This is a genomic window from Pseudomonas sp. 01L34 (assembly GCF_056400265.1).
Map to the genome: position 1 here is coordinate 132,137 of NZ_JBFTSX010000007.1, position 24,045 is coordinate 156,181.

At 59.8% G+C, this 24,045-nt stretch carries 22 protein-coding genes and 1 tRNA gene; 16 read left to right on the plus strand and 7 right to left on the minus strand.

Annotated features, from left to right (window positions below; translation table 11 throughout):
• Positions 1 to 166 precede the first annotated feature (166 nt).
• The 16 genes from gap to AC1DQM_RS22435 all read left to right on the plus strand — a co-directional run bounded on the left by gap (position 167) and on the right by AC1DQM_RS22435 (position 18,332).
• The gene (gene gap / locus AC1DQM_RS22360; protein WP_477746879.1) at positions 167 to 1,168 is read left to right on the plus strand and encodes a type I glyceraldehyde-3-phosphate dehydrogenase; all 1,002 of its coding nucleotides are present in this window, start codon (positions 167 to 169) and stop codon (positions 1,166 to 1,168) included.
• Positions 1,169 to 1,186: 18 nt separating this feature from the next.
• A complete protein-coding gene (locus tag AC1DQM_RS22365) occupies positions 1,187 to 1,651 on the plus strand; it encodes a methylglyoxal synthase (RefSeq protein WP_064616377.1) in 465 nt (154 codons plus the stop codon).
• Positions 1,652 to 1,857: 206 nt separating this feature from the next.
• Positions 1,858 to 3,189, plus strand: coding sequence for a CoA transferase (locus AC1DQM_RS22370; RefSeq protein ID WP_477746880.1), 1,332 nt, complete (start codon positions 1,858 to 1,860; stop codon positions 3,187 to 3,189).
• A gap of 447 nt (positions 3,190 to 3,636) precedes the next feature.
• A complete protein-coding gene (arcD, locus tag AC1DQM_RS22375; RefSeq protein ID WP_086944504.1) occupies positions 3,637 to 5,064 on the plus strand; it encodes an arginine-ornithine antiporter in 1,428 nt (475 codons plus the stop codon).
• Between the two features lie 51 nt (positions 5,065 to 5,115).
• A complete protein-coding gene (gene arcA / locus AC1DQM_RS22380) occupies positions 5,116 to 6,372 on the plus strand; it encodes an arginine deiminase (protein ID WP_477746881.1) in 1,257 nt (418 codons plus the stop codon).
• Between the two features lie 69 nt (positions 6,373 to 6,441).
• Positions 6,442 to 7,452, plus strand: coding sequence for an ornithine carbamoyltransferase (locus AC1DQM_RS22385; RefSeq protein ID WP_064616373.1), 1,011 nt, complete (start codon positions 6,442 to 6,444; stop codon positions 7,450 to 7,452).
• 94 nt (positions 7,453 to 7,546) lie between these two features.
• Positions 7,547 to 8,476, plus strand: coding sequence for a carbamate kinase (gene arcC, locus AC1DQM_RS22390; protein WP_018926482.1), 930 nt, complete (start codon positions 7,547 to 7,549; stop codon positions 8,474 to 8,476).
• Positions 8,477 to 8,555: 79 nt separating this feature from the next.
• A complete protein-coding gene (locus tag AC1DQM_RS22395; protein WP_019651449.1) occupies positions 8,556 to 8,918 on the plus strand; it encodes a DUF5064 family protein in 363 nt (120 codons plus the stop codon).
• 145 nt (positions 8,919 to 9,063) lie between these two features.
• Positions 9,064 to 10,575: a sigma-54-dependent transcriptional regulator gene (locus tag AC1DQM_RS22400; RefSeq protein ID WP_477746882.1), complete on the plus strand. Its 1,512-nt coding sequence runs from the start codon at positions 9,064 to 9,066 to the stop codon at positions 10,573 to 10,575.
• A 190-nt stretch (positions 10,576 to 10,765) separates the two neighbouring features.
• Positions 10,766 to 10,915 (plus strand): hypothetical protein, encoded by a 150-nt coding sequence (locus AC1DQM_RS22405; RefSeq protein ID WP_018926485.1) that lies wholly within the window; start codon positions 10,766 to 10,768, stop codon positions 10,913 to 10,915.
• Between the two features lie 272 nt (positions 10,916 to 11,187).
• Complete coding sequence (gcvH, locus tag AC1DQM_RS22410; RefSeq protein WP_018926486.1) at positions 11,188 to 11,562, plus strand: glycine cleavage system protein GcvH; 375 nt, start codon at positions 11,188 to 11,190, stop codon at positions 11,560 to 11,562.
• A gap of 11 nt (positions 11,563 to 11,573) precedes the next feature.
• Positions 11,574 to 14,426, plus strand: a complete 2,853-nt coding sequence (gene gcvP, locus AC1DQM_RS22415; protein WP_086944501.1) for an aminomethyl-transferring glycine dehydrogenase — start codon at positions 11,574 to 11,576, stop codon at positions 14,424 to 14,426.
• 180 nt (positions 14,427 to 14,606) lie between these two features.
• Complete coding sequence (locus tag AC1DQM_RS22420; RefSeq protein WP_018926488.1) at positions 14,607 to 15,983, plus strand: L-serine ammonia-lyase; 1,377 nt, start codon at positions 14,607 to 14,609, stop codon at positions 15,981 to 15,983.
• Between the two features lie 33 nt (positions 15,984 to 16,016).
• Positions 16,017 to 17,141 (plus strand): glycine cleavage system aminomethyltransferase GcvT, encoded by a 1,125-nt coding sequence (gene gcvT, locus AC1DQM_RS22425; protein WP_018926489.1) that lies wholly within the window; start codon positions 16,017 to 16,019, stop codon positions 17,139 to 17,141.
• 393 nt (positions 17,142 to 17,534) lie between these two features.
• The gene (locus AC1DQM_RS22430) at positions 17,535 to 17,747 is read left to right on the plus strand and encodes a cold-shock protein (RefSeq protein WP_007934683.1); all 213 of its coding nucleotides are present in this window, start codon (positions 17,535 to 17,537) and stop codon (positions 17,745 to 17,747) included.
• Between the two features lie 96 nt (positions 17,748 to 17,843).
• Positions 17,844 to 18,332: an RDD family protein gene (locus AC1DQM_RS22435; RefSeq protein ID WP_019581477.1), complete on the plus strand. Its 489-nt coding sequence runs from the start codon at positions 17,844 to 17,846 to the stop codon at positions 18,330 to 18,332.
• Positions 18,333 to 18,395: 63 nt separating this feature from the next.
• Here the strand turns inward: AC1DQM_RS22435 and nadA are convergent, their stop codons facing one another.
• The 7 genes from nadA to tolB all read right to left on the minus strand — a co-directional run bounded on the left by nadA (position 18,396) and on the right by tolB (position 24,028).
• Entirely contained in the window at positions 18,396 to 19,454 is a 1,059-nt protein-coding gene (gene nadA, locus AC1DQM_RS22440) for a quinolinate synthase NadA (RefSeq protein WP_018926491.1), read from the minus strand.
• A gap of 262 nt (positions 19,455 to 19,716) precedes the next feature.
• Positions 19,717 to 19,792, minus strand: a tRNA-Lys gene (locus AC1DQM_RS22445).
• Between the two features lie 63 nt (positions 19,793 to 19,855).
• Positions 19,856 to 20,548: a 7-cyano-7-deazaguanine synthase QueC gene (gene queC / locus AC1DQM_RS22450; protein WP_018926492.1), complete on the minus strand. Its 693-nt coding sequence runs from the start codon at positions 20,546 to 20,548 to the stop codon at positions 19,856 to 19,858.
• Position 20,549: 1 nt separating this feature from the next.
• A complete protein-coding gene (gene queE / locus AC1DQM_RS22455) occupies positions 20,550 to 21,197 on the minus strand; it encodes a 7-carboxy-7-deazaguanine synthase QueE (RefSeq protein WP_018926493.1) in 648 nt (215 codons plus the stop codon).
• Between the two features lie 166 nt (positions 21,198 to 21,363).
• On the minus strand, positions 21,364 to 22,203 hold the full coding sequence (ybgF, locus tag AC1DQM_RS22460; RefSeq protein ID WP_026286449.1) for a tol-pal system protein YbgF: 840 nt from the start codon (positions 22,201 to 22,203) through the stop codon (positions 21,364 to 21,366).
• A gap of 6 nt (positions 22,204 to 22,209) precedes the next feature.
• Positions 22,210 to 22,707 carry a peptidoglycan-associated lipoprotein Pal gene (gene pal, locus AC1DQM_RS22465; protein WP_003178634.1) on the minus strand — a complete coding sequence of 166 codons (498 nt, stop codon included), beginning with the start codon at positions 22,705 to 22,707 and terminating at the stop codon, positions 22,210 to 22,212.
• Between the two features lie 52 nt (positions 22,708 to 22,759).
• Positions 22,760 to 24,028 carry a Tol-Pal system beta propeller repeat protein TolB gene (tolB, locus tag AC1DQM_RS22470; RefSeq protein ID WP_018926495.1) on the minus strand — a complete coding sequence of 423 codons (1,269 nt, stop codon included), beginning with the start codon at positions 24,026 to 24,028 and terminating at the stop codon, positions 22,760 to 22,762.
• Between the last annotated feature and the right edge of the window lie 17 nt (positions 24,029 to 24,045).

The window sequence follows — 24,045 nt, forward strand, 5'->3', positions numbered from 1 at the left end:
ACGCCGTTGTGATCGGGATGACAGACGGCTTTCTTGATCATTCGGACCAGTTGATTCAGGTCACTCGTTGTAGATAAAACAAAATATTGCCACTAAAAAGGCTTGTTTTCTATTTTTTTGCGAATAATCTTGTAATTCCAACAACAAAACGACGGCGGCGCTGTAAATGACTCTTCGAATCGCAATCAATGGTTTTGGCCGTATCGGCCGTAATGTCCTGCGCGCACTGTATACCCAAGGCTATCGTCAGGATCTGCAGATCGTGGCAATCAATGACTTGGGCGACAGCTCGATGAATGCTCACCTGCTCAAGTACGACACCGTTCACGGCACATTCGATGCCGATGTCCAGCACGATCAGGAAAGCCTGACCGTCAACGGCGACCGTATTTCGGTCAGCGCCATTCGCAACCCGGCCGAATTGCCTTGGGCCGCGGAGAAGGTCGACGTCGTGTTCGAATGCACCGGTCTGTTCACCGACCGTGCCAAAGCCGCCGCCCATATTACGGCCGGCGCGCGCAAAGTGATTATCTCGGCCCCGGCCAAGGGCGCCGACGCCACTGTGGTTTATGGGGTTAACCACGACATTCTGCGCCAGTCGCACCAGATCATCTCCAACGCTTCGTGCACCACCAACTGCCTGGCCCCGGTGGCCCATGTGCTGCACCGCGAGCTGGGCATCGAAAGCGGTCTGATGACCACTATTCACGCCTACACCAACGACCAGAACCTGACCGACGTCTACCACACCGATCCGTACCGCGCCCGTTCCGCCACCCAGAACATGATCCCGAGCAAGACCGGCGCCGCTGAAGCGGTGGGCCTGGTGCTGCCGGAACTGGCGGGCAAACTGACCGGCATGGCGGTGCGTGTTCCGGTGATCAACGTGTCGCTGGTGGACCTGACCGTGCAGCTCAAGCGCGAAGCGTCGGCCGATGAAGTCAACGCATTGCTCAAACAAGCCAGCCAACACTCGAAGATTCTCGGCTACAACGCCCTGCCGCTGGTATCCAGCGACTTCAACCACAACCCGCTGTCGTCGATCTTCGACGCCAACCACACCAAGTCCAGCGGCAAGCTGCTCAAAGTGCTGGCCTGGTACGACAACGAGTGGGGCTTCTCCAACCGCATGCTCGATAACTGCCTGGCGCTCTGCAACGCAGAGTAAACCGTGGAGCAGCAACCGATGATCGGTATCAGCTTTACGCATAAGACCATGGCGGCGCGCAAGCGTATCGCCCTGGTCGCCCATGACCACTGCAAAGTGTTTTTGCTGGACTGGGCCGAGCGACAGAAAGACAAACTCGCGCAGCATGAACTGGTCGCCACCGGCACCACGGGGTTGTTGTTGCAACAACGCCTCGGCCTGCCGGTAGAAAGTATGATCAGCGGTCCACTGGGCGGCGACCAGCAGCTCGGCGCGCAAATCGCCGAGCAGCGGGTCGACATGCTGGTGTTCTTCTGGGACCCGTTCGAACCGCAACCCCACGACCCGGACATCAAGGCATTACTGCGGGTCGCGGCGGTGTGGAACATCCCCGTGGCCTGCAACGAATGCAGCGCCGACTACCTGCTCAGCAGCCCGTTGATGGATCAGGCTCACGAACACCGCATCCCGGATTACGCGACCTATCTGCAGGGGCGCGGGTAAAGCGCTGGCATAAATCCTCTGTGACAACAGGCTCGCTCCCACGGGAATGCATATCCCCGTAGGAGCGAGGCTTGCCCGCGACGGCCGCGACACGGTCAACGACTTCGCGGGCAAGTCGGATCGCCGCACCGCTCTCTCTACAGGATTTCATCTGGCCGAGCCGTCTTTTTGAACTATGCTCGGGCTCTCGCTCCGGAGGGCCTTCGATGACTGATTTACTCACGTCCATTCAAGCCGCACTCGGCTTGCCTCACACCCCAATCCCGTTCACCTCGAGCGGCGCCCTGCCCTCGGCATTTGCCGTGACCGATCTGGCCTGCGCCAGCATTGCTGCCGCCGGCCAGGCCGCCAGCGAACTGCTGCACCGGCAAACCGGTCGTTTGCCCAGCCTTGAAGTTGACCGCCGCCTGGCGTCGTTCTGGTTCGCCACCTCGATCCGCCCCGTGGGCTGGAGCGTCCCGCCGCTGTGGGATCCGGTCGCCGGTGACTACGCGACCAAGGACGGCTGGATCCGCCTGCACACCAACGCGCCCCATCACCGCGCCGCTGCTGAGTCAGTGCTCGGCGCCTGTGCCGACCGCGCAGCGATGGCGAGCAAAGTGGCTCAGTGGGCGAAAAGCGATCTGGAACAAGCAGTGGTCGAGGCCGGTGGTTGCGCCGCCGAGATGCGCAGCTGGAAGCAATGGCAAGCTCACCCCCAAGGTCGGGCCGTGAACGCCGAGCCGTTGATTCAGTTCAGCGTCGATGGCAACCAAACCGCCAAACCGTGGCAAGGCTCGGTGGCGCAACCGCTGGCCGGAATCAAGGTACTGGACCTCACGCGAGTGCTCGCCGGCCCGATCGCCAGCCGCTTCCTCGCCGGGCTCGGCGCCGACGTGCTGCGCATCGACCCACCGACCTGGAACGAACCGGGCGTGGTGCCGGAAGTCACCCTGGGCAAACGCTGTGCGCGCCTGGATCTGCACGACAAAGCCGATCGCGCGGTGTTCGAAAGCCTGCTCAAGGACGCCGACATTCTGCTCCACGGCTACCGCGCCGACGCCTTGGAACGCCTGGGTTACGGCATCGCCCAACGCCAGGCACTGGCCCCGGGCCTGATCGATGTTTGCCTCAACGCTTACGGCTGGAGCGGCCCTTGGCAGAACCGTCGCGGCTTCGACAGCCTGGTGCAGATGAGCAGCGGGATTGCCGACGCGGGCATGCACTGGAAGAAGGCGGATAAACCGACACCGCTGCCGGTCCAGGCCCTTGATCACGCCACGGGGTATTTGATGGCGGCCAGTGCGATCAAGCTATTGGGGCACGGTGGCTCTGCGCGGCTGTCGCTGGCACGGACGGCGAAGCTGTTGATCGAACATGGCGCCGGAACCAACGAGCCGTTGCGCGCAGAGGATGACCACGATCAAGGGATGTTGATTGAGCAAACGCCGTGGGGACCGGCCCATCGGTTACAGGTGCCGTTGAAGATCACCGGGACGCCACTGCAATGGGCGCTGCCGGCCGGGGAACTGGGCGCCCATCGCGCGCAGTGGTGGTGATCACCAGATAGCTTTCGCGGGCAAGCCCGCTCCCACAGGTAGAGCGTGATCCTGTGGGAGCGTGGCTTGCCCGCGATGAGGCCCGAACAGTCACCGCAAACACTGTCATGTAGTTATTTTTAACTAAACAGATAAAACGAAATAACGTTTATTCATTAATTCCAGTACCGCGCACCAGATAAATCAAATCTGTCATATAAAACAGTTATCAGAAAATTGGCGAAACCGCAGAAACACACTAATTTCAAAACCCAAGCAATACCGCTTACGCCCACCTGACTTACCCCCCTCTGAACAGGGCTTCCCCGGCAAAACCGCGATGTCCGAGAAAGATACATAAGTCTTTCATTAACAATGGAATGTGCCCATGCACTGATCTATGTCAGCTGATTGAACAGCCAGCAGAACTACTCTGTTGTCTCTCTTCTCCTGCACTGGAGTCATGCTATGTCTGAATCCCCCGGAAAACTGAAACTCGGTGCGCTCGTTGCTTTAGTGGTCGGTTCAATGATTGGTGGCGGAATCTTCTCTTTGCCCCAGAACATGGCCGCCAGTGCGGATGTCGGTGCTGTTCTTATTGGTTGGGTAATCACCGCAGTGGGCATGTTGACCCTCGCTTTCGTCTTCCAGACCCTGGCCAATCGCAAGCCTGAGCTGGATGGCGGTGTTTATGCCTACGCCAAGGCCGGTTTCGGCGACTACATGGGTTTCTCGTCGGCCTGGGGATACTGGATCAGTGCCTGGCTGGGCAATGTGGGTTACTTCGTTCTCTTGTTTAGCACCCTCGGCTACTTCTTCCCCATTTTTGGGGAGGGAAATACCGTGGCTTCGGTAATCGGCGCCTCGCTGCTGCTTTGGGCGGTGCACTTTCTGGTTTTACGGGGAATCAAGGAAGCGGCGTTCATCAACCTGGTGACCACCGTCGCCAAGGTCGTACCGCTGCTGCTGTTCGTGTTGATCGCCTTGTTCGCGTTCAAACTGGAGATCTTCACCGCCGACATCTGGGGCATCAAAAACCCTGACCTGGGCAGTGTGATGAACCAGGTGCGCAACATGATGCTGGTCACCGTGTGGGTGTTCATCGGCATCGAAGGCGCGAGCATTTTCTCGGCCCGTGCCGAAGTACGCAGCGATGTGGGTAAAGCCACCGTCATCGGGTTCATCACCGTGCTGCTGTTCCTGATGCTGGTGAACGTGTTGTCCCTGGGGATCATGACCCAACCTGCGCTGGCGAAACTGCAGAACCCGTCGATGGCCGCGGTGCTGGAACATGTGGTTGGTCATTGGGGCGCGGTGCTGATCAGCGTCGGCCTGATCATTTCCTTGCTCGGGGCGTTGCTGTCATGGGTGTTGCTGTGCGCGGAGATCATGTTCGCTGCCGCCAAGGACCACACCATGCCGGCGTTTTTGCGCCGTGAAAACGCCAACCTTGTACCGGCCAACGCGCTGTGGCTGACCAACGCGATGGTGCAGCTGTTTCTGATCATCACACTGTTTTCGGCCAGCACTTACCTGTCGCTGATCTACCTCGCTACCTCGATGATCCTGGTGCCCTATCTGTGGTCGGCGGCCTATGCCCTGCTGCTGGCAGTGCGCGGCGAGAGCTATGAAAACGCTGCGGCCGAGCGCAGCAAAGACCTGGTCATCGGTGGCATCGCACTGATCTACGCGATCTGGCTGCTGTACGCCGGCGGCGTCAAATACCTGCTGCTCTCCGCCCTGCTGTATGCCCCCGGCGCGATCCTGTTCGCCAAGGCCAAACTTGAAGTCGACAAACCGGTTTTCACTAACGTCGAGAAGCTGATTTTCGCCGCCGTCGTCGTAGGCGCCCTGGTGGCGGCCTATGGGCTGTATGCCGGTTTTCTGACCCTTTAGCACTGTAATGAAAAGCAGCACCTGATTGTTTTCATCTGGAGGAACACGGTAATGACCACGGAAAAAGTTAAGTACGGCGTCCATTCCGAAGCCGGCAAACTGCGCAAAGTCATGGTTTGCTCCCCCGGCCTGGCCCACCAGCGGCTGACCCCGAACAACTGCGACGAACTGCTGTTCGATGATGTGCTGTGGGTCGCCCAAGCCAAACGCGACCACTTCGACTTCGTCACCAAAATGCGCGAGCGTGGTGTCGACGTGCTGGAAATGCACAACCTGCTGACCGACATCGTCGCGATGCCTGAAGCGCTGGACTGGATTCTGGAACGCAAGATCACCGCCAATTCGGTCGGTCTCGGCCTGGTCCATGAAGTGGGGGCCTGGCTACGTAGCCTGGAGCCACGCAAGATCGCCGAATTCCTCATCGGCGGGGTTTCCGCCGATGACCTGCCGGACAGTTTCGGTGGCAAGACCATTCAGATGTTCCGCGACTTCCTCGGTCATTCCAGCTTCATTCTGCCGCCGCTGCCCAACACCCAGTTCACCCGCGACACCACCTGCTGGATCTATGGCGGCGTGACCCTGAACCCGATGTACTGGCCGGCGCGTCGTCAGGAAACCTTGCTGGCCACCGCCATCTACAAATTCCACCCGCAGTTCACCAACGCCGACTTCCAGATCTGGTACGGCGACCCCGACCAGGACCACGGCAACGCCACCCTTGAGGGCGGTGACGTGATGCCGATCGGCAACGGCGTGGTGTTGATCGGCATGGGCGAGCGCTCGTCCCGCCATGCCATCGGCCAATTGGCGGTCAACCTGTTCAAGAACAAAGCCGTGGAACGAGTCATCGTCGCCGGCCTGCCGAAATCCCGCGCGGCGATGCACCTGGACACCGTGTTCAGCTTCTGCGACCGCGACCTGGTGACGATTTTCCCGGAAGTGGTGAAGCAGATCGTCGCCTTCAGCCTGCGCCCCGATGAAAGCAAACCGGGCGGCATCGACGTGCGCCGTGAAGAAACCAGCTTCCTCGACACCGTGGCCAAGGCCCTCAACCTCAAGGCGCTGCGCGTTGTCGAAACCGGCGGTAACGCCTTTGCCGCCGAACGCGAGCAATGGGACGACGGCAACAACGTGGTGGCGGTGGAGCCAGGCGTGGTCATCGGCTACGACCGCAACACCTACACCAACACCCTGCTGCGCAAGGCCGGCGTCGAGGTCATCACCATCAGCGCCAGTGAGCTCGGGCGCGGGCGTGGCGGTGGCCACTGCATGACCTGCCCGATCATTCGCGACCCTATCGATTATTAACTTTCGAGCCTTGGCCGATGCTTATCCAGCACGGCCGAGGGGATAACCGAAACCCAAGGAGATCCAATCATGGCTTTCAACATGCGCAACCGCAGCCTGCTCTCGCTGATGCACCACACCACTCGCGAGCTGCACTACCTGCTGGACCTGTCCCGCGACCTCAAGCGCGCCAAATACACCGGCACCGAGCGTCCGCACCTGCAAGGCAAGAACATCGCGCTGATCTTCGAAAAAACCTCGACCCGCACCCGGTGCGCCTTCGAAGTCGCGGCCCATGACCAGGGCGCCCACGTCACCTACATCGACCCGGTGTCGTCGCAGATCGGCCACAAGGAAAGCATGAAGGACACCGCCCGCGTGCTGGGGCGGATGTTCGACGCCATCGAGTACCGTGGCTTCGAACAGGAAATCGTCGAAGAGCTGGCCAAGTTCGCCGGCGTACCGGTATTCAACGGCCTGACCGCTGAATTCCACCCGACGCAAATGATCGCCGACACCCTGACCATGCGCGAACACAGCGACAAACCGCTGCACGACATCAGCTACGCCTACCTGGGCGATGCGCGCTACAACATGGGTAATTCGTTGCTGATGATCGGCGCCAAACTCGGCATGGACGTGCGCATCGCCGCACCGAAAGCGCTGTGGCCGCATCAGGACTTCATCGATCAGTGCAAAGCCTTCGCCGAAGAGAGCGGTGCGCGCATCACCATCACCGAAGACCCGAAAGCCGCGGTCAAGGGCGTGGACTTCATCCACACTGACATCTGGGTGTCGATGGGTGAGCCGGTGGAAGCGTGGGACGAGCGCATCGAGCAACTGCTGCCGTACCAGGTCAACGCCGACATGATGAAGGCCTCGGGCAACCCGCGCGTGAAGTTCATGCACTGCCTGCCGGCGTTCCACAACAGCGAAACCAAGGTCGGCAAGGACATCGCCGCACGCTATCCGCACCTGGCCAACGGCGTCGAAGTGACTGAAGAAGTCTTCGAATCGCCGGCCAACATCGCCTTCGAGCAAGCGGAAAACCGTATGCACACCATCAAGGCTATTCTGGTGTCGGCGCTGGCGGATGTCTGAGGCTGAACACTTGCTGATGATCGTTCCCACGGTCCCCGTGGGAACGATCATCAGGGAGATCAGATTGCCCGCCCCTATTTAGAAGGACTGCACTATGCGTATCGTCATTGCTCTGGGCGGTAACGCCCTGCTCCGCCGGGGGGAGCCCATGACCGCGGACAACCAGCGCGCGAACATCCGGATCGCCACCGAACAGATCGCCAAGATTCATCCCGGCAACCAACTGGTGATTGCCCACGGCAATGGTCCGCAGATCGGCCTGTTGTCGCTGCAAGCGGCGGCCTACAGCCAGGTTTCGCCTTACCCGCTGGACGTACTCGGCGCCGAAACCGACGGCATGATCGGCTACATCATCGAACAGGAACTGGGCAACCTGCTGGACTTCGAAGTGCCCTTCGCCACCCTGCTGACCCAGGTCGAAGTCGACCCCAACGACCCGGCGTTCCAGGCCCCCAGCAAACCGATCGGCCCGGTTTATTCCAAGGCCGACGCCGAGAAACTCGCCGCCGAGAAAGGCTGGGCCATCGCCCCGGACGGCGACAAGTTCCGGCGCGTGGTCGCCAGCCCGAAACCCAAACGTATCTTCGAAATCCGCCCGATCAAGTGGCTGCTGGAAAAAGGCAGCATCGTGATCTGCGCCGGTGGTGGCGGCATCCCGACGATCTACGACGCCAACGGCAAACTGCAGGGTGTGGAAGCGGTGATCGATAAAGACCTGTGCTCGGCACTGCTGGCCGAACAGTTGGAAAGTGATCTATTGGTGATCGCCACTGACGTCAATGCGGCCTTTATCGATTTCGGCAAGCCCACCCAGAAAGCCATCGCCCAGGCTCACCCCGATGAAATGGACAAACTCGGCTTCGCCGCCGGCTCCATGGGACCAAAGGTCCAGGCGGCCTGCGAGTTCGCCCGCCATACTGGGAAAGTCGCGGTAATCGGTTCACTCTCGGACATCGAAGCGATCATCCAGGGCAAGGCCGGCACCCGTATCAGCACAGCGACGCCTGGCATCAGTTATCAATAGAAAGAAACGAGTAGAAAGAAACGCAGGGGGGCAGGCGTGAGGTCTGCCCTGATTCAATGCCTTTGAAGGAGAGACGCCAATGGCTACGTTCGAACCCGGACACCTGCACATCGAGCGCCATGCGCTGAACAAGGACGATTACAGCTACAACCTGCACATTGAATACAAAATTGCTCAGGATCCCAAGGAAGGCCAAGGCATGCTCTTCAAGCTGCGTGGTTCGGTCGAGGGCAAGGAGCTGAATAATGAAGAGTTTTATCTGCCCAAGGACCAGGCCTTCGACTTTGCCCGCCACGCCACGCGCATCGCGCAAAAGTACGGCATGCCCAAGACCGCCAACATCGGCGCCATGCACAAGTACTACGACGAAATGTTTGAAGACGTGCGGGCCCAACTCGACGTCAAATCCGGCGACCCGGTCAAACCTGAACACCTGGGATAAAACGGTGAACGCTGAACCTGTGGGAGCGGGGCTTGCCCGCTCCCACAGGAGATCATCGTTGTCATGAAGTCCTGTACAGGATTTCACCATTGGCCCGCCCCAAGGCATACTTGCCACCCTCCGCACTCCAGAACCAAACCGCCCCATGCGCATCCACGTCAGTTTCATCGACCGCGTCGGTATCACCCAGGAAGTCCTGGCCCTGCTCGGTGGGCGTAATCTCAATCTGGATGCGGTGGAAATGGTGCCGCCCAACGTCTACATCGACGCCCCGACCTTGAGCCCGGCCGTGCTCGAAGAGCTGCGCGATGCGCTGTTCAACGTGCATGGCGTACAAGCGGTGACGGTGGTCGACATCCTTCCCGGCCAACGCCGTCACTTGCAGCTCGATGCGCTGCTCGCCGCCATGACCGACCCGGTGCTGGCCCTGGACAGCGCCGGCAAGGTGCTGCTGGCCAACCCGGCACTGATTGCCCTGTACGGTCGCGAACCGGCGGGTGAAAGCATCAGCGAGCTGTTTGCCGACCCGGCACTGCTCGACACATTGCTGGAAAACGGCTTCCGCCTGCCGCTGCGCGAGATCACCGTCAACGGTCAAACCCTGCTGCTGGATGCCACGCCGATCACCGACGCCGGCGCCCTGCTGACCCTGTATCAACCGAACCGCATCGGTGAACGCCTCTCGGCGCTGCACCACGATCACGCTGAAGGTTTCGATGCCCTGCTCGGCGAATCCCCTGCCATTCGTACGCTCAAGGCCCGCGCCCAACGCGTCGCAGCCCTTGATGCACCGTTGCTGATCCAGGGTGAAACCGGCACCGGCAAAGAATTGGTGGCCCGCGCCTGCCACGCCATCAGCGCCCGCCACAGTTCGCCGTTCCTGGCCCTGAACTGCGCGGCACTGCCGGAAAACCTCGCCGAAAGCGAACTGTTCGGCTACGCCCCCGGCGCTTTCACCGGCGCGCAACGGGGCGGCAAGCCGGGGCTAATGGAACTGGCCAACCAGGGCACGGTATTTCTCGACGAGATCGGTGAGATGTCGCCGTACTTGCAGGCGAAGTTGCTGCGGTTCCTCAACGACGGCAGCTTCCGTCGGGTCGGTGGCGATCGTGAAGTGAAGGTCAACGTGCGGATCCTCAGCGCGACCCATCGCGACCTGGAAAAAATGGTCAGCGAAGGCACTTTCCGCGAAGACCTGTTCTATCGCCTCAACGTGCTGAATGTCGAAGTCCCGCCCCTGCGCGAGCGCGGCCAGGACATTTTGCTGCTGGCGCGTTACTTCATGCAGCAGGCCTGCGCGCAGATCCAGCGTCCGGTCTGTCGCCTGGCCCCCGGCACTTATCCGGCGCTGCTGGGCAATCGCTGGCCAGGCAACGTACGGCAATTGCAGAACGTGATCTTCCGCGCCGCGGCGATTTGCGAAAGCAGCCTGGTGGACATCGGCGACCTCGACATCGCCGGCACCTCTGTGGCGCGCCAGAGCGACATTGAGGTCGACAGCCTCGAACAGGCCATGGAAGCGTTCGAGAAGGACCTGCTGGAAAAGCTCTACGCCAGCTACCCCTCGACCCGCCAACTGGCCAGCCGCCTGCAAACCTCCCACACCGCGATTGCCCATCGGTTGCGCAAGTACGGGATTCCCAACAAGCCCCTGTAGAAGCGCAATGCCGTTCACTTAAGGAAGTATTGAGTCAGAGAGACCTGTGGCGAGGGAGCTTGCTCCCGCTTGAGTGCGCAGCACTCACAAAAATCGGCAATGGTTGTCAGATTTTTGGGGCCGCTACGCAGCCCAGCGCGAGCAAGCTCGCTCGCCACAAAAGGTAGGCATGACTGAAGAGTGTGTTTAAGTGAACAGCATTACTGTAGGAGCGAGGCTTGCCCGCGAAGAGGCCATCAAGACCGCTAAAAGCTTCGCGGGCAAGCCTCGCTCCTACATAAAAGGTTTCTTCAGGGATTACCGGGAAAAACCCATTAAAAGCGACCTCCATCTGTACTGAAAGCGCTACAGTGGAATGATATCAATACACCCCATCCTGATCACCGCTGTCCAAGGCTTTGATCCACCTAGGCTTTTTTCTTTGCTTCAGGCTGTAGCGATTTCGCTACAGCTGCAGAAATATAACGGCTTACGAAAACTTATAAGTTATTGTTTTTAAACATAAAAATAACATTGGCCGCCTTTTTGCTTAGTAACCTCCTATAAAGCAGGGTTTTTGCCCCTGCATTCCATCGCGTCCACCAGACGAGTCTGGCCCCCTTAGGAGTTTCCATGAGCGAGTTGCGTTTTACTGAAGATCACGAATGGCTGCGCACCGAAGCTGACGGCACCGTTACGGTCGGCATCACCGCTTTCGCACAGAACGCACTGGGCGACGTGGTTTTCGTACAACTGCCTGAGCTGCAGTCCTACGACAAAGGCGCAGAAGCCGCCACCGTGGAGTCGGTAAAAGCTGCCAGCGGCGTGTACATGCCTCTGGACGGAGAAGTGGTCGAGACCAACCCGGCCCTCGATAGCAGCCCTGAACTGGTCAACGAAGATCCGCTGGGCGAAGGCTGGTTCTTCCGCTTCAAGCCAACCGACGCCTCGGCTGTCGGCCAACTGCTGGATCAAGACGCTTACGACCGTCTGATTGCCCAAGCCTGAGGAGCGCCGACATGACTCAAGTCAATCTGACGACCGCCAACGAATTCATCACCCGCCACATCGGCCCGCGTGCAGGCGACGAGCAAGCCATGCTCAACAGCCTCGGGTTCGACTCCCTGGAAGCCCTGAGCGCCAGCGTCATTCCCGACAGCATCAAAGGCACCAGCGTCCTCGGCCTCGAAGACGGCCTGAGCGAAGCCGATGCCCTGGCGTTGATCAAATCCATCGCCGGCAAAAACCAGCTGTTCAAGACCTACATCGGTCAGGGCTACTACGGCACTCACACGCCGTCGCCAATCCTGCGCAACCTGCTGGAAAACCCGGCCTGGTACACCGCCTACACCCCGTACCAACCGGAAATTTCCCAGGGTCGTCTCGAAGCGCTGCTGAACTTCCAGACCCTGATCAGCGACCTGACCGGCCTGCCGATCGCCAACGCCTCGCTGCTGGACGAAGCCACCGCTGCCGCCGAAGCGATGACCTTCTGCAAACGCCTGAGCAAGAACAAAGGCAGCCACGCCTTCTTCGCCTCCGTTCATTGCCACCCGCAAACCCTCGACGTTTTGCGCACCCGTGCCGAGCCTTTGGGCATCGACGTTGTGGTGGGCGACGAGCGTGAACTGACCGACGTGACGCCGTTCTTCGGCGCCTTGTTGCAATACCCGGCCAGCAACGGTGACGTGTTCGACTACCGCGAACTGACCGAGCGCTTCCACGCGGCGAATGCGCTGGTCGCGGTCGCTGCTGACCTGCTGGCCCTGACCGTGCTGACCCCACCGGGCGAGTTCGGCGCCGACGTGGCCATCGGCAGCGCGCAACGCTTCGGTGTTCCGCTGGGCTTCGGTGGCCCGCACGCGGCGTACTTCTCCACCAAGGATGCGTTCAAGCGCGACATGCCGGGCCGTCTGGTCGGCGTTTCCGTGGACCGTTTCGGCAAGCCGGCCCTGCGCCTGGCCATGCAGACCCGCGAGCAACACATCCGTCGCGAGAAAGCCACCAGCAACATCTGCACCGCCCAGGTGCTGCTGGCCAACATCGCCAGCATGTACGCCGTGTACCACGGCCCGAAAGGCCTGACGCAGATCGCCAATCGCATTCATCACCTGACCGCGATCCTCGCCAAAGGCTTGAGTGCACTGGGCCTGAGCGTCGAGCAAGCCAGCTTCTTCGACACCTTGACGATCAAAACCGGCGCGCAAACGGCGGCCCTGCACGACAAGGCTCATGCGCAGAAGATCAACCTGCGCGTGGTCGATGCTGAGCGTCTGGGTCTGTCCCTCGACGAAACCAGCAGCCAGGCTGACGTCGAAACCCTGTGGAGCCTGCTGGCCGACGGCAAGGCACTGCCGGACTTCGCTGCCCTCGCCGCCTCGGTCCAAAGCACCCTCCCGGCCGCACTGGTTCGCCAATCGCCAATCCTCAGCCACCCGGTGTTCAACCGTTATCACTCCGAAACCGAGCTGATGCGCTACCTGCGCAAACTGGCGGACAAGGACCTGGCCCTGGATCGCACCATGATCCCGCTGGGTTCCTGCACCATGAAACTCAACGCCGCCAGCGAAATGATCCCAGTGACCTGGGCTGAATTCGGTGCCCTGCACCCGTTCGCTCCGGCCGAGCAAAGCGCCGGCTATCAGCAACTGACCGATGAACTGGAAGCGATGCTCTGCGCCGCCACCGGTTACGACTCGATCTCCCTGCAACCGAACGCCGGTTCCCAGGGTGAATACGCCGGTCTGTTGGCGATCCGTGCCTACCACCAGAGCCGTGGCGAAGACCGTCGCGACATCTGCCTGATCCCGTCGTCCGCCCACGGCACCAACCCGGCCACCGCCAACATGGCCGGCATGCGTGTGGTTGTGACCGCGTGCGATGCCCGCGGCAACGTCGACATCGAAGACCTGCGCGCCAAGGCCATCGAGCACCGCGAACACCTCGCCGCACTGATGATCACCTACCCGTCGACCCACGGTGTGTTCGAAGAAGGCATCCGCGAAATCTGCGGCATCATTCACGACAACGGCGGTCAGGTATATATCGATGGCGCGAACATGAACGCCATGGTCGGCCTCTGCGCACCGGGCAAGTTCGGCGGCGACGTATCGCACCTGAACCTGCACAAAACCTTCTGCATCCCACACGGCGGTGGCGGCCCGGGCGTCGGCCCGATTGGCGTCAAGTCGCACCTGACGCCGTTCTTGCCGGGCCACGCCCAGATGGAACGCAAGGAAGGCGCGGTCTGCGCGGCACCGTTCGGCAGCGCGAGCATTTTGCCGATCACCTGGATGTACATTCGAATGATGGGTGGCGCCGGCCTCAAGCGCGCTTCGCAATTGGCGATCCTGAATGCCAACTACATTTCCCGTCGCCTCGAAGAGCACTATCCAGTGCTGTACACCGGCAGCAACGGTCTGGTGGCGCACGAATGCATCCTCGACCTGCGTCCGCTGAAAGACAGCAGCGGCATCAGCGTCGATGACGTGGCCAAGCGCCTGATCGACTTCGGCTTCCACGCCCCGACCATGTCGTTCCCGGTGGCCGGCACGTTGATGATCGAGCCGACCGAGAGCGAATCCAAGGAAGAACTGGACCGCTTCTGCGACGCCATGATCCGCATCCGCGAAGAAATCCGCGCGGTGGAAAACGGCACACTGGACAAGGATGACAACCCGCTGAAAAACGCCCCGCACACCGCTGCGGAAATCGTCGGCGAGTGGACTCATCCGTACAGCCGCGAGCAAGCCGTTTACCCGGTAGCGTCGCTGATCGAAGCCAAGTACTGGCCACCGGTCGGTCGCGTCGACAACGTGTTTGGCGATCGCAACCTGGTCTGCGCCTGCCCGTCGATCGAAAGCTACGCTTGATCTAAGGGGGGCGAGTTGCTCGCCCCCCTCAAGAACACCGCACTCTCTGTAGGAGCGAGGCTTGCCCGCGAAGGCGATTTCATATTCAGCATTGATGGTGGCTGATACAACGCCTTCGCGGGCAAGCCTCGCTCCTACGGTTTCATCTAACGCCTATAACAAGAAAACCGGAGAACAACCATGTCGTTAAGCGTGTTCGACCTGTTCAAAATTGGTATCGGCCCCTCCAGCTCCCACACCGTCGGCCCGATGCGTGCCGCTGCGCGCTTCGCCGAAGGTCTGCGCCGTGAAGGGCTGCTATCGGCAACTACCTGCGTCAAAGTCGAGCTCTACGGCTCGCTCGGCGCCACCGGCAAAGGCCACGGCAGTGACAAGGCCGTATTGCTGGGCCTGGAAGGCGAACACCCGGACACCGTGGACACCGAAACCGTCACCGCCCGCCTGCAAGAGATTCGCAGCAGCGGTCGCTTGAACCTGCTCGGTGAACACAGCATCGCGTTCAACGAGAAAGAACACCTGGCAATGATTCGTAAACCGTTGGCCTATCACCCCAACGGCATGATCTTTCGCGCGTTCGACGCAGCCGGCCTGCAAGTGCGCAGCCGCGAGTATTACTCGGTCGGTGGCGGGTTCGTCGTCGATGAAGACGCGGCCGGCGCCGACCGCATCGTTGAAGACGCCACGCCGCTGACCTTCCCGTTCAAAAGCGCCAAGGACTTGCTTGGTCACTGCAGCACCTACGGTTTATCGATCAGTCAGGTGATGCTGACCAACGAAAGCGCCTGGCGCCCGGAAGCGGAAACCCGCGCCGGACTGCTGAAGATCTGGCAAGTGATGCAAGACTGCGTCGCCGCCGGTTGCCGCAACGAAGGCATCCTGCCCGGTGGGCTGAAGGTCAAACGGCGGGCGGCGGCGCTGCATCGGCAACTGTGCAAAAACCCGGAATCGTCGCTGCGCGATCCACTGTCGGTACTGGACTGGGTCAACCTGTACGCCCTGGCGGTCAATGAAGAAAACGCCAACGGCGGACGCGTGGTCACTGCGCCCACCAATGGTGCAGCCGGCATCATCCCGGCGGTGCTGCATTACTACATGCGCTTCATCCCCGGTGCCAACGAAGACGGCGTGGTGCGTTTTCTACTGACGGCCGCTGCAATCGGCATTCTGTACAAGGAAAACGCTTCGATCTCCGGCGCCGAAGTCGGCTGTCAGGGTGAAGTCGGCGTTGCCTGTTCCATGGCGGCCGGGGCCTTGTGCGAAGTGCTCGGCGGTACGGTGCAGCAGGTGGAAAACGCGGCCGAAATCGGCATGGAACACAACCTCGGCCTGACCTGCGACCCGATTGGCGGACTGGTGCAAGTGCCTTGCATCGAGCGCAACGCCATGGGGTCGGTCAAGGCCATCAATGCGGTGCGCATGGCCCTGCGTGGCGACGGTCAGCACTTCGTCTCCCTCGACAAGGTCATCCGCACCATGCGCCAGACCGGCGCCGACATGAAAAGCAAATACAAGGAAACCGCCCGTGGCGGTTTGGCGGTCAACATTATCGAGTGCTGATGCGCGCATCTGCACTATTTTCAGGAGCTGTATATGTCCACCGAACAACTGTTGAAGACCCCGTTGCACGCACTGCACCTCGAACTCGGCGCCCGCATGGTGCCGTTCGCCGGTTATGACATGCCGGTGCAATACCCGTTGGGCGTGATGAAAGAACACCAGCACACCCGTGATCAGGCCGGGCTGTTCGATGTCTCGCACATGGGCCAGATCCGCCTGACCGGCGCCAACGCCGCCAAAGCCCTGGAAACCCTGGTGCCGGTGGACATCATCGACCTGCCGGTGGGCATGCAGCGCTACGCGATGTTCACCAACGAGGCCGGTGGCATCCTCGACGACCTGATGGTCGCCAACCTCGGTAACGACGAACTGTTCCTGGTGGTCAACGCCGCCTGCAAGGACCAGGACCTGGCGCACCTGCGCAAGCACATCGGCGACCAGTGCACCATTGAACCGCTGTTCGAAGAGCGTGCCCTGCTCGCTCTGCAAGGCCCGGCTGCCGTCACCGTGCTCGCACGCCTGGCACCGGAAGTTGCGAAGATGACCTTCATGCAGTTCACCCGCGTGAAACTGTTGGGCGTGGACTGCTTTGTCAGCCGTTCGGGCTACACCGGCGAAGACGGTTACGAAATCTCCGTGCCGGCGGCCAACGCCGAAGCGCTGGCTCGCGCCCTGCTGGCCGAACCGGAAGTCGAGGCCATCGGCCTCGGCGCCCGCGATTCCCTGCGCCTGGAAGCCGGTCTGTGCCTGTACGGCCACGACATGAACACCGAAACCACGCCGATCGAAGCAAGCCTGCTGTGGGCCATCTCCAAGCCTCGACGTGCCGATGGTGCGCGGGCCGGCGGCTTCCCTGGCGCCGAAACCGTGTTCGCCCAACAGCAAACCGGTGTCAGCCGCAAGCGCGTTGGCCTGCTGCCGCAGGAACGTACACCGGTGCGTGAAGGTGCAGAGATCGTCAACGAAGCTGGCGAAATCATCGGCAGCGTTTGCAGCGGCGGCTTCGGTCCGACCTTGGGCGGTCCTTTGGCCATGGGTTACCTCGACAGCGCTTATACCGTTTTGGAAACGCCAGTTTGGGCCATTGTGCGTGGGAAAAAGGTGCCTTTGCTTGTAAGCAAAATGCCATTTGTTCCACAACGCTACTATCGTGGCTGATTGACTGTTTCTATAAGTAACGCGGTTGCGTTAACAGTGCACTAATCTGTAACGCAACCGCCATAAAATAGTGCATACGTTTCGTTTATGAACGTTACTTATAACAATCGAAAAGCAATGAACAACTCGATCGAATAAGCCCGCACTAGTGATCACTCTAATTGCCATCAACCTGAGGAAATCCGGGCCTTCGCAGGGCTTGTTTTTTCTCCCGTAGTTGGCGTAGAGTTTGTTCACTGTGTTTGCATGGGTCGCTTGGAAATCGTGACCTGGGCAGTAGCCTACAAGTTAGCTACATCCCGCTCGACGTCTTCTTACTCTCCTGCAACCAGCCCCAGTACTCTTTCACGAGAAGGAGACTGTCATTCATTTTTGCGTCAAAGGAAATAAGAAATGTCCCAACGTCAGAGCGGTACCGTCAAGTGGTTTAACGACGAGAAAGGTTTTGGTTTTATCACTCCAGAAAGCGGTCCGGATCTGTTCGTGCATTTCCGCGCTATTCAGGGCAACGGCTTCAAGAGCCTGAAAGAAGGCCAGAAAGTGACGTTCGTTGCTGTGCAAGGCCAGAAAGGCATGCAGGCTGACGAAGTACAAGCAGAAGGCTAATCTTCTGTTACGAAAAAGCCCCTGATGCTGACATCAGGGGCTTTTTTGTGCGCGCAAATCCGTAAAATGGCTTCTTTTTTCCGTTCTGAGGCAGCCATGTCGAAACACCTGCTCAACCCCCAAGGCGACTTTCCCGCCGCAGGCCTGGGTCGTCGCCTGGCAGCGATGTTCTACGACTTCCTGCTGTGCACCGCGCTGCTGATCGTCACCAGCGGCATCTACAAGATGATCCAGATGGCGATCATCGGCGAAGACCGGATGCGCACCCTGACTGAGGCCGGCGCCCTGGACGGTGACCCACTGCTGTCGACGGTTCTGCTGTTTGTGCTGTTCGGCTTCTTCGCCAAGTTCTGGACCTGGTCGGGCCAGACCCTGGGCATGCAGGTGTGGTGCATCCGCGTACAAAACGCCGACGGCTCATCCATCAGCCTGTGGCAGGCGCTCCTGCGCTTTGTGGTGTCGATCGCGTCCTGGTTATGCCTCGGGCTGGGGTTCTTCTGGTCGCTGTTCGACAAGCAGAAGCGCAGCTGGCACGACATCTATTCCAACACCCAGTTGGTGCGGATTCCGAAGAAGACCAAATAATCCTCCAGATGCAAAAACGCCCCGATCAACCCGGGGCGTTTTTTTTGGCTCACTGCCAACGAATCAGGCGTTACCCGCCAGCTTCATCCGCGCCGCCTGCGTGAAATCGAGCATGCGCTTCAACGGCCGAATCGCCTGCGGAATCAACGCCGGATCGACGAAGATCTCGTTGGTCCCCTCCTTCAAGCTCTTCAGCGTGCGTTCAAGGGTGTTCATCGCCATCCACGGGCAATGCGCGCAACTGCGGCAAGCCGCGCCGTTACCGGCCGTTGGCGCTTCGATAAAGACCTTGTCCGGGCACAGCTGCTGCATCTTGTAGAAGATGCCGCGGTCGGTGGCAACGATCAGGGTCTTGTTCGGCAGGCTTTGCGCAGCAGCGATCAGCTGACTGGTGGAACCCACCGCATCGGCCAATTCGATCACGGCGGTCGGCGACTCCGGGTGCACCAGAATGGCCGCGTCCGGGTACAGCGCTTTCATGTCTTCGAGCTGCTTGGCCTTGAACTCTTCGTGAACGATGCAGGCACCATCCCACAGCAGCATGTCGGCGCCGGTCTGGCGCTGAATGTAAGTGCCCAGGTGCTTGTCCGGGCCCCAGATAATGGTTTCGCCGTTATCCATCAGGCTTTCGACGATTTCCAGCGCGCAACTGGAAGTCACCACCCAATCCGCCCGGGCTTTGACTGCCGCCGAGGTGTTGGCATACACCACCACCGTGCGTTCCGGGTGCTGATCGCAGAACGCCGAGAACTCGTCCACCGGGCAACCCAGATCCAGCGAGCAGGTCGCTTCCAGGGTTGGCATCAGCACACGTTTTTCAGGGTTGAGGATCTTGGCGGTTTCGCCCATGAATTTCACACCGGCGACCACTACGGTCTTGGCCGGGTGAGCATTGCCGAAGCGGGCCATCTCCAGAGAGTCGGAGACGCAGCCACCGGTTTCTTCGGCCAGGGCCTGAATGACTGGATCACAATAGAAGTGTGCAACCAGCACCGCGTCCTGAGCTTTGAGCTCGGCTGCGATGGCTGTGCGGTAATAAGCCTCTTCCTCGGCCGTCAGCGGTTTGGGCTGCTTGGCGTCGAGGTGGGCTTGAACCAGAAGGCGTTCGGAAATCTGCGTCATGTTCGCAAGACCTGCAGGCGCTTTCGCGCGAAAGTCGAGTATACACCCGGCTCCGGACCCTTCGGGGTACCGCCGGGAGAGTGAGTATTCATCAGGCACGGACAGCGTTGAAGCTGCGCAAGGCTACAGAATATCCGGCGGATGCAAAAGATGATTCTGACCTGCGTCACTCGGTGCGATCCCGGACCGGGACAACCTCAAATCGCGGGCAAAAAAAAACCCGGAAATCCTCACTTACGTGGGCCTTCCAGATTTTTTAAAATGGTGGGTCGTGTGGGATTCGAACCTACGACCAATTGGTTAAAAGCCAACTGCTCTACCAACTGAGCTAACGACCCGCTGTGTGGTGGCGCGTATAATACTGATTTTTAAGGACTATTCAACACCTAATTTGAAATAAATCAAAAATAAGGTGTCGGGTCGCTGATTCCGGCCGCCGCAAAGCCTTCTGCACGCAGACGGCAGCTGTCGCATTTACCGCAAGCACGGCCGTTATCGTCCGCCTGATAGCAGGAAACGGTCAGCCCGTAATCGACGCCAAGCTTCACGCCCGCCTGAACGATCTGCGCCTTGCTCAGGTTCTGCAGGGGCGCCTGGATACGGAAGCCATTCCCTTCTACACCGGCCTTGGTCGCCAGATTAGCCATGAGCTCGAAGGCTTCGATGAACTCGGGACGGCAATCCGGGTAACCGGAATAATCCACCGCGTTTACACCGATAAATATGTCACGCGCACCCAGCACTTCGGCCCAACCCAACGCCAGGGACAGAAACACCGTGTTGCGCGCCGGCACATAGGTCACCGGAATGCCTTCGCTCGGCGCCTCCGGTACGTCGATGGAACTGTCGGTCAGGGCCGAGCCGCCGATACCGTTCAGGTTCAGGCCGATCACCTTGTGCTCGATCACACCCAAGTCGCGGGCAACACGCTCGGCGGCTTGCAGTTCGGCACGGTGGCGCTGACCGTAATCGAAGCTCATGGTGTAGCAGCTGTAGCCTTCGGCACGGGCCATGGCCACGACCGTCGCCGAGTCCAGGCCGCCGGACAGCAGGATGACCGCACGTTTTTCAGCAGTGTTCAGTTGTTCAGTCATTTCAGCGCCCCGGCTCGTCATTCCAAAGATATTTATGCAGCTGCAATTGCAGACGCACAGGCAGATTGTCCGCCACCACCCAGTCCGCCAGATCACGTGCATTCAGGTCATGGTGGCTCGGCGAGAACAGGACTTCGCCGGCACGCTCGTTCAAACCGTATTGAATCAGCTTGGACACGGCCCAGTCATAGTCTTCCCGCGAGCAGATGACAAACTTCACCTGATCGTTGGGCGTGAGCAGTTCGATGTTCTCGTAGCGGTTGCGGTGGGCTTCTTTCGAACCCGGGGTTTTCAGGTCGACGACGCGACTGACCCGTGGATCGACCGCCGAGATGTCCAGAGCGCCACTGGTTTCCAGCGACACTTCGTAACCGGCGTCACACAACTGCTTGAGCAAGGGAATGGCATTGGGTTGCGCCAGGGGCTCACCGCCCGTGACACAGACGTAACGCGGGCGAAAACCGGCCACTTGCTCGAGGATGTCGTCGAGCGTGCGGAGGGTGCCGCCAGTGAACGCGTAGGCGCTGTCGCAGTATTGGCAACGCAATGGGCAACCGGTCAGGCGCACAAAAACAGTGGGCAGCCCGGCAGTCCGCGTTTCACCCTGCAACGAGTAGAAAACTTCGGTGATTCTCAATGTGTCTTGCATAGTCGCCACGGGCGTAACAGCTAAACAGGCTGTCCGCCTCCGTCAGGCACTTCAAGGAACCCCGCCAACGCGCAGATCCCAAAAAGCGTGTTTCATAAAAAGGGCATGAATTCTAACGAAAAAACCCGCGACAAGCGCGGGTTTCTTCAAAACGGGCTAAACAGGCTTACATGCGCTGCAAGTCCCGTTGCGCCAGCTGAGCGGCGGAAGTGCCCGGATATTGGGACACGACCTGTTGCAGAATGCCTTTGACCCGGTCGGTATGACCGAGACGACGCTCTACATCAGCGAGCTTGTATAGCGAATCAGGCACTTTGGGGTGCTTGGGGTACAACTGCGAAACCTTGGCAAATGCCTGACCTGCACCTTGCAGATCGCCTTTGGCCAGGTTCACTTCACCCAACCAGTACTGGGCATTGCCCGCGTATTGGCTGTTCGGGTATTTGCGCAGGAATGCGGCGAAAGCCTGGCTGGCCTTGTCGAAATCCTTGGCTTTGATCAGGTCGAAGGCTGCATCGTAATACAGTTTTTCCTTCGCCGGGTCAGCCGGTTCGCCACCCGCGGCCGGGGCTTGAGCGGCAGCCGCTCCCGCACCTGCGCCGGCTGCTGCACCGGGGGCATTCAAATTGCCACCGGCGGAAGAATTATCAGGAGTCGCGGCTGGTGCAACGCCGGTTCCTATGCGCCGATCAAGATCCTGATATCGCTCCAGGTTCTCTTGCTTCATGCGCGCTACATCATTTTGCAGAACTTCAATGATGCCTTGTTGGCGCGAGATCTGCTCCTGCATCGATTGCAGTTGGTTGAACAGCTCGCCCTGTGCCGAGACAGGGGCCGAAACCCCTCCCCCGGCATAGGCGCCGTTCGTACCGTAACCTGCAGGCGGATAACTGCTCCCGCTATTGTTATAGCCGGAGTTGTCCTCGACCACAGGAACCGCAGCCCACACCGCAAGCGGTGCGAGACTGAGAGCCAAAATAGTTACAGCACGACGGCACGTTCGCATGACGAATTACTTACGCAGTTCGACGCGACGGTTTTGAGCCCAGGACTGCTCGTCGTTGCCGGTAGCAACTGGACGCTCTTCGCCGTAGGAAACCAGTTCCAGCTGAGCTGGGGAAACACCTTGCAGTACCAGGTAGCGCTGAACGGCTTTCGCACGACGCTCGCCCAGTGCCATGTTGTACTCACGAGTACCACGTTCGTCGGTGTTGCCTTCCAGAACAACGCGAGCGCCGTTTGCTTTCAGGTCTTTGGCGTGAACGTCCAGAGCGCGCATGGCTTCTGGCTTCAGGTCCGAGCTGTCGTATTCGAAGTAGAAGGTGGTGATTGCGCGCAGAGCAGCTTCTTCGCTCAGGGAGCCGTCAACTGCACCAGTGTTAGCGCCGTAACCAGCGTTTGGATCTACAGCGCCTTCACCGGCGTTGTCGCCGCCTTTGGACGAGCAACCTACAGCTACAGCCATGGCCAGAGCCAGCGCAGCAAATTTACCAAACTTCAGCATTTCCATCGTGAAACTCCTAATGAACCCCAGTGTGTTAAGTAAAACGTATAGCGCCGCGTCAGTTCAGGTAAGGGGACCAGGACGGTTCTCTGACTTCGCCTTGTGCGGTAGGAAGCGGGAGCCTCACGCGTCCATTAATAGACACGAGCATCAAGACTCCCCGGCCCTGCTGGCGGGTGGCGTAGATTACCATGGTGCCGTTGGGCGCAACAGTAGGAGACTCGTCCAGAGTGCTATCAGTGAGGATCTTTACACTACCGCGCTGCAAATCCTGGGCCGCCACCTTGAAGTTGGTGAAACCGTCCTGGCGGTGAATCATCACCAGGGTCTTTTCATCGGCCGACAGTTTAGGGTTGGCATTGTAGTTACCGATGAAGGTCACACGCTCCGCACCACCACCGCCTGCGCTGGTTTTATAGATCTGAGGCTTGCCGCCACGGTCAGAGGTGAAGTAGATGGTCGAACCATCCTTACCCCAGAACGGTTCGGTATTGATGCCAGGACCATTGGTGACACGGGTGATCTGACGCGACCCCAGGTTCATCACGTAGATGTCCGGGTTACCGTCTTTCGACAACACGAATGCCAGGCGATTGCCATCCGGCGACCAGGCTGGCGCGCCATTCAGGCCTTCGAAGTTGGTGATCTGCTCACGGCGACCGGTGTCGATGTTCTGCATGAAAATGCGTGGACGCTTCTGCTCGAACGACACGTAGGCAATGCGCTTGCCATCCGGTGCGAAACGCGGCGACAGGATTGGCTCGCGCGATTGCAGCAGCGTCACGGCACGGGCACCGTCGTAGTCCGAACGTTGCAGTGTGTAGCGAGTGTTCTTCTCAGAGAAACGCTCGGCCGTCACGTACAGCAGACGCGTCGAGAACGCACCTTTGATACCAGTGAGTTTTTCGAACGACTGGTCGGAGATGTAGTGCGCCATGTCGCGCAGTTGATCGACGCCGCCCGACACGCTGCCGGTCAGCACTTGCTGCTCGGTGGCGACGTTGAACAGTGCGTACTGCACCTGCAGGCGACCGCCCGCCGGAACAATGCTGCCGACCATGACGTACTGGGCACCCACCGCCTTGAAGTCACGGTAGATGATTTCGCTGGCCTGGCTTGGCTGGCTGATCATGTTCTGCTTTGGAATCGGCGCGTAGTAACCCGAATTGCGCAGGTCGTTACCGATAATCTCAGCCATGTCGTCCGGCAGCACGCTACCGCCCTGGAAGCCGAAAGGCACAACGGCAATTGGAGTTGCCTGGGAGCTGCCACTGCTGACCAGGATATTTTTTTCATCTGCCGTGGCCAGTCCTGCAAAGCAGAACATGACTACAAGCAGTCCTC

Coding starts and splice junctions, on each gene's coding strand:
- gap (WP_477746879.1), top strand. CDS start 167: ATGACTCTTCGAATCGCAATCAATGGTTTTGGCCGTATCGGCCGTAAT.
- AC1DQM_RS22365 (WP_064616377.1), top strand. CDS start 1,187: ATGATCGGTATCAGCTTTACGCATAAGACCATGGCGGCGCGCAAGCGT.
- AC1DQM_RS22370 (WP_477746880.1), top strand. CDS start 1,858: ATGACTGATTTACTCACGTCCATTCAAGCCGCACTCGGCTTGCCTCAC.
- arcD (WP_086944504.1), top strand. CDS start 3,637: ATGTCTGAATCCCCCGGAAAACTGAAACTCGGTGCGCTCGTTGCTTTA.
- arcA (WP_477746881.1), top strand. CDS start 5,116: ATGACCACGGAAAAAGTTAAGTACGGCGTCCATTCCGAAGCCGGCAAA.
- AC1DQM_RS22385 (WP_064616373.1), top strand. CDS start 6,442: ATGGCTTTCAACATGCGCAACCGCAGCCTGCTCTCGCTGATGCACCAC.
- arcC (WP_018926482.1), top strand. CDS start 7,547: ATGCGTATCGTCATTGCTCTGGGCGGTAACGCCCTGCTCCGCCGGGGG.
- AC1DQM_RS22395 (WP_019651449.1), top strand. CDS start 8,556: ATGGCTACGTTCGAACCCGGACACCTGCACATCGAGCGCCATGCGCTG.
- AC1DQM_RS22400 (WP_477746882.1), top strand. CDS start 9,064: ATGCGCATCCACGTCAGTTTCATCGACCGCGTCGGTATCACCCAGGAA.
- gcvH (WP_018926486.1), top strand. CDS start 11,188: ATGAGCGAGTTGCGTTTTACTGAAGATCACGAATGGCTGCGCACCGAA.
- gcvP (WP_086944501.1), top strand. CDS start 11,574: ATGACTCAAGTCAATCTGACGACCGCCAACGAATTCATCACCCGCCAC.
- AC1DQM_RS22420 (WP_018926488.1), top strand. CDS start 14,607: ATGTCGTTAAGCGTGTTCGACCTGTTCAAAATTGGTATCGGCCCCTCC.
- gcvT (WP_018926489.1), top strand. CDS start 16,017: ATGTCCACCGAACAACTGTTGAAGACCCCGTTGCACGCACTGCACCTC.
- AC1DQM_RS22430 (WP_007934683.1), top strand. CDS start 17,535: ATGTCCCAACGTCAGAGCGGTACCGTCAAGTGGTTTAACGACGAGAAA.
- AC1DQM_RS22435 (WP_019581477.1), top strand. CDS start 17,844: ATGTCGAAACACCTGCTCAACCCCCAAGGCGACTTTCCCGCCGCAGGC.
- nadA (WP_018926491.1), bottom strand. CDS start 19,454: ATGACGCAGATTTCCGAACGCCTTCTGGTTCAAGCCCACCTCGACGCC.
- queC (WP_018926492.1), bottom strand. CDS start 20,548: ATGACTGAACAACTGAACACTGCTGAAAAACGTGCGGTCATCCTGCTG.
- queE (WP_018926493.1), bottom strand. CDS start 21,197: ATGCAAGACACATTGAGAATCACCGAAGTTTTCTACTCGTTGCAGGGT.
- ybgF (WP_026286449.1), bottom strand. CDS start 22,203: ATGCGAACGTGCCGTCGTGCTGTAACTATTTTGGCTCTCAGTCTCGCA.
- pal (WP_003178634.1), bottom strand. CDS start 22,707: ATGGAAATGCTGAAGTTTGGTAAATTTGCTGCGCTGGCTCTGGCCATG.
- tolB (WP_018926495.1), bottom strand. CDS start 24,028: ATGTTCTGCTTTGCAGGACTGGCCACGGCAGATGAAAAAAATATCCTG.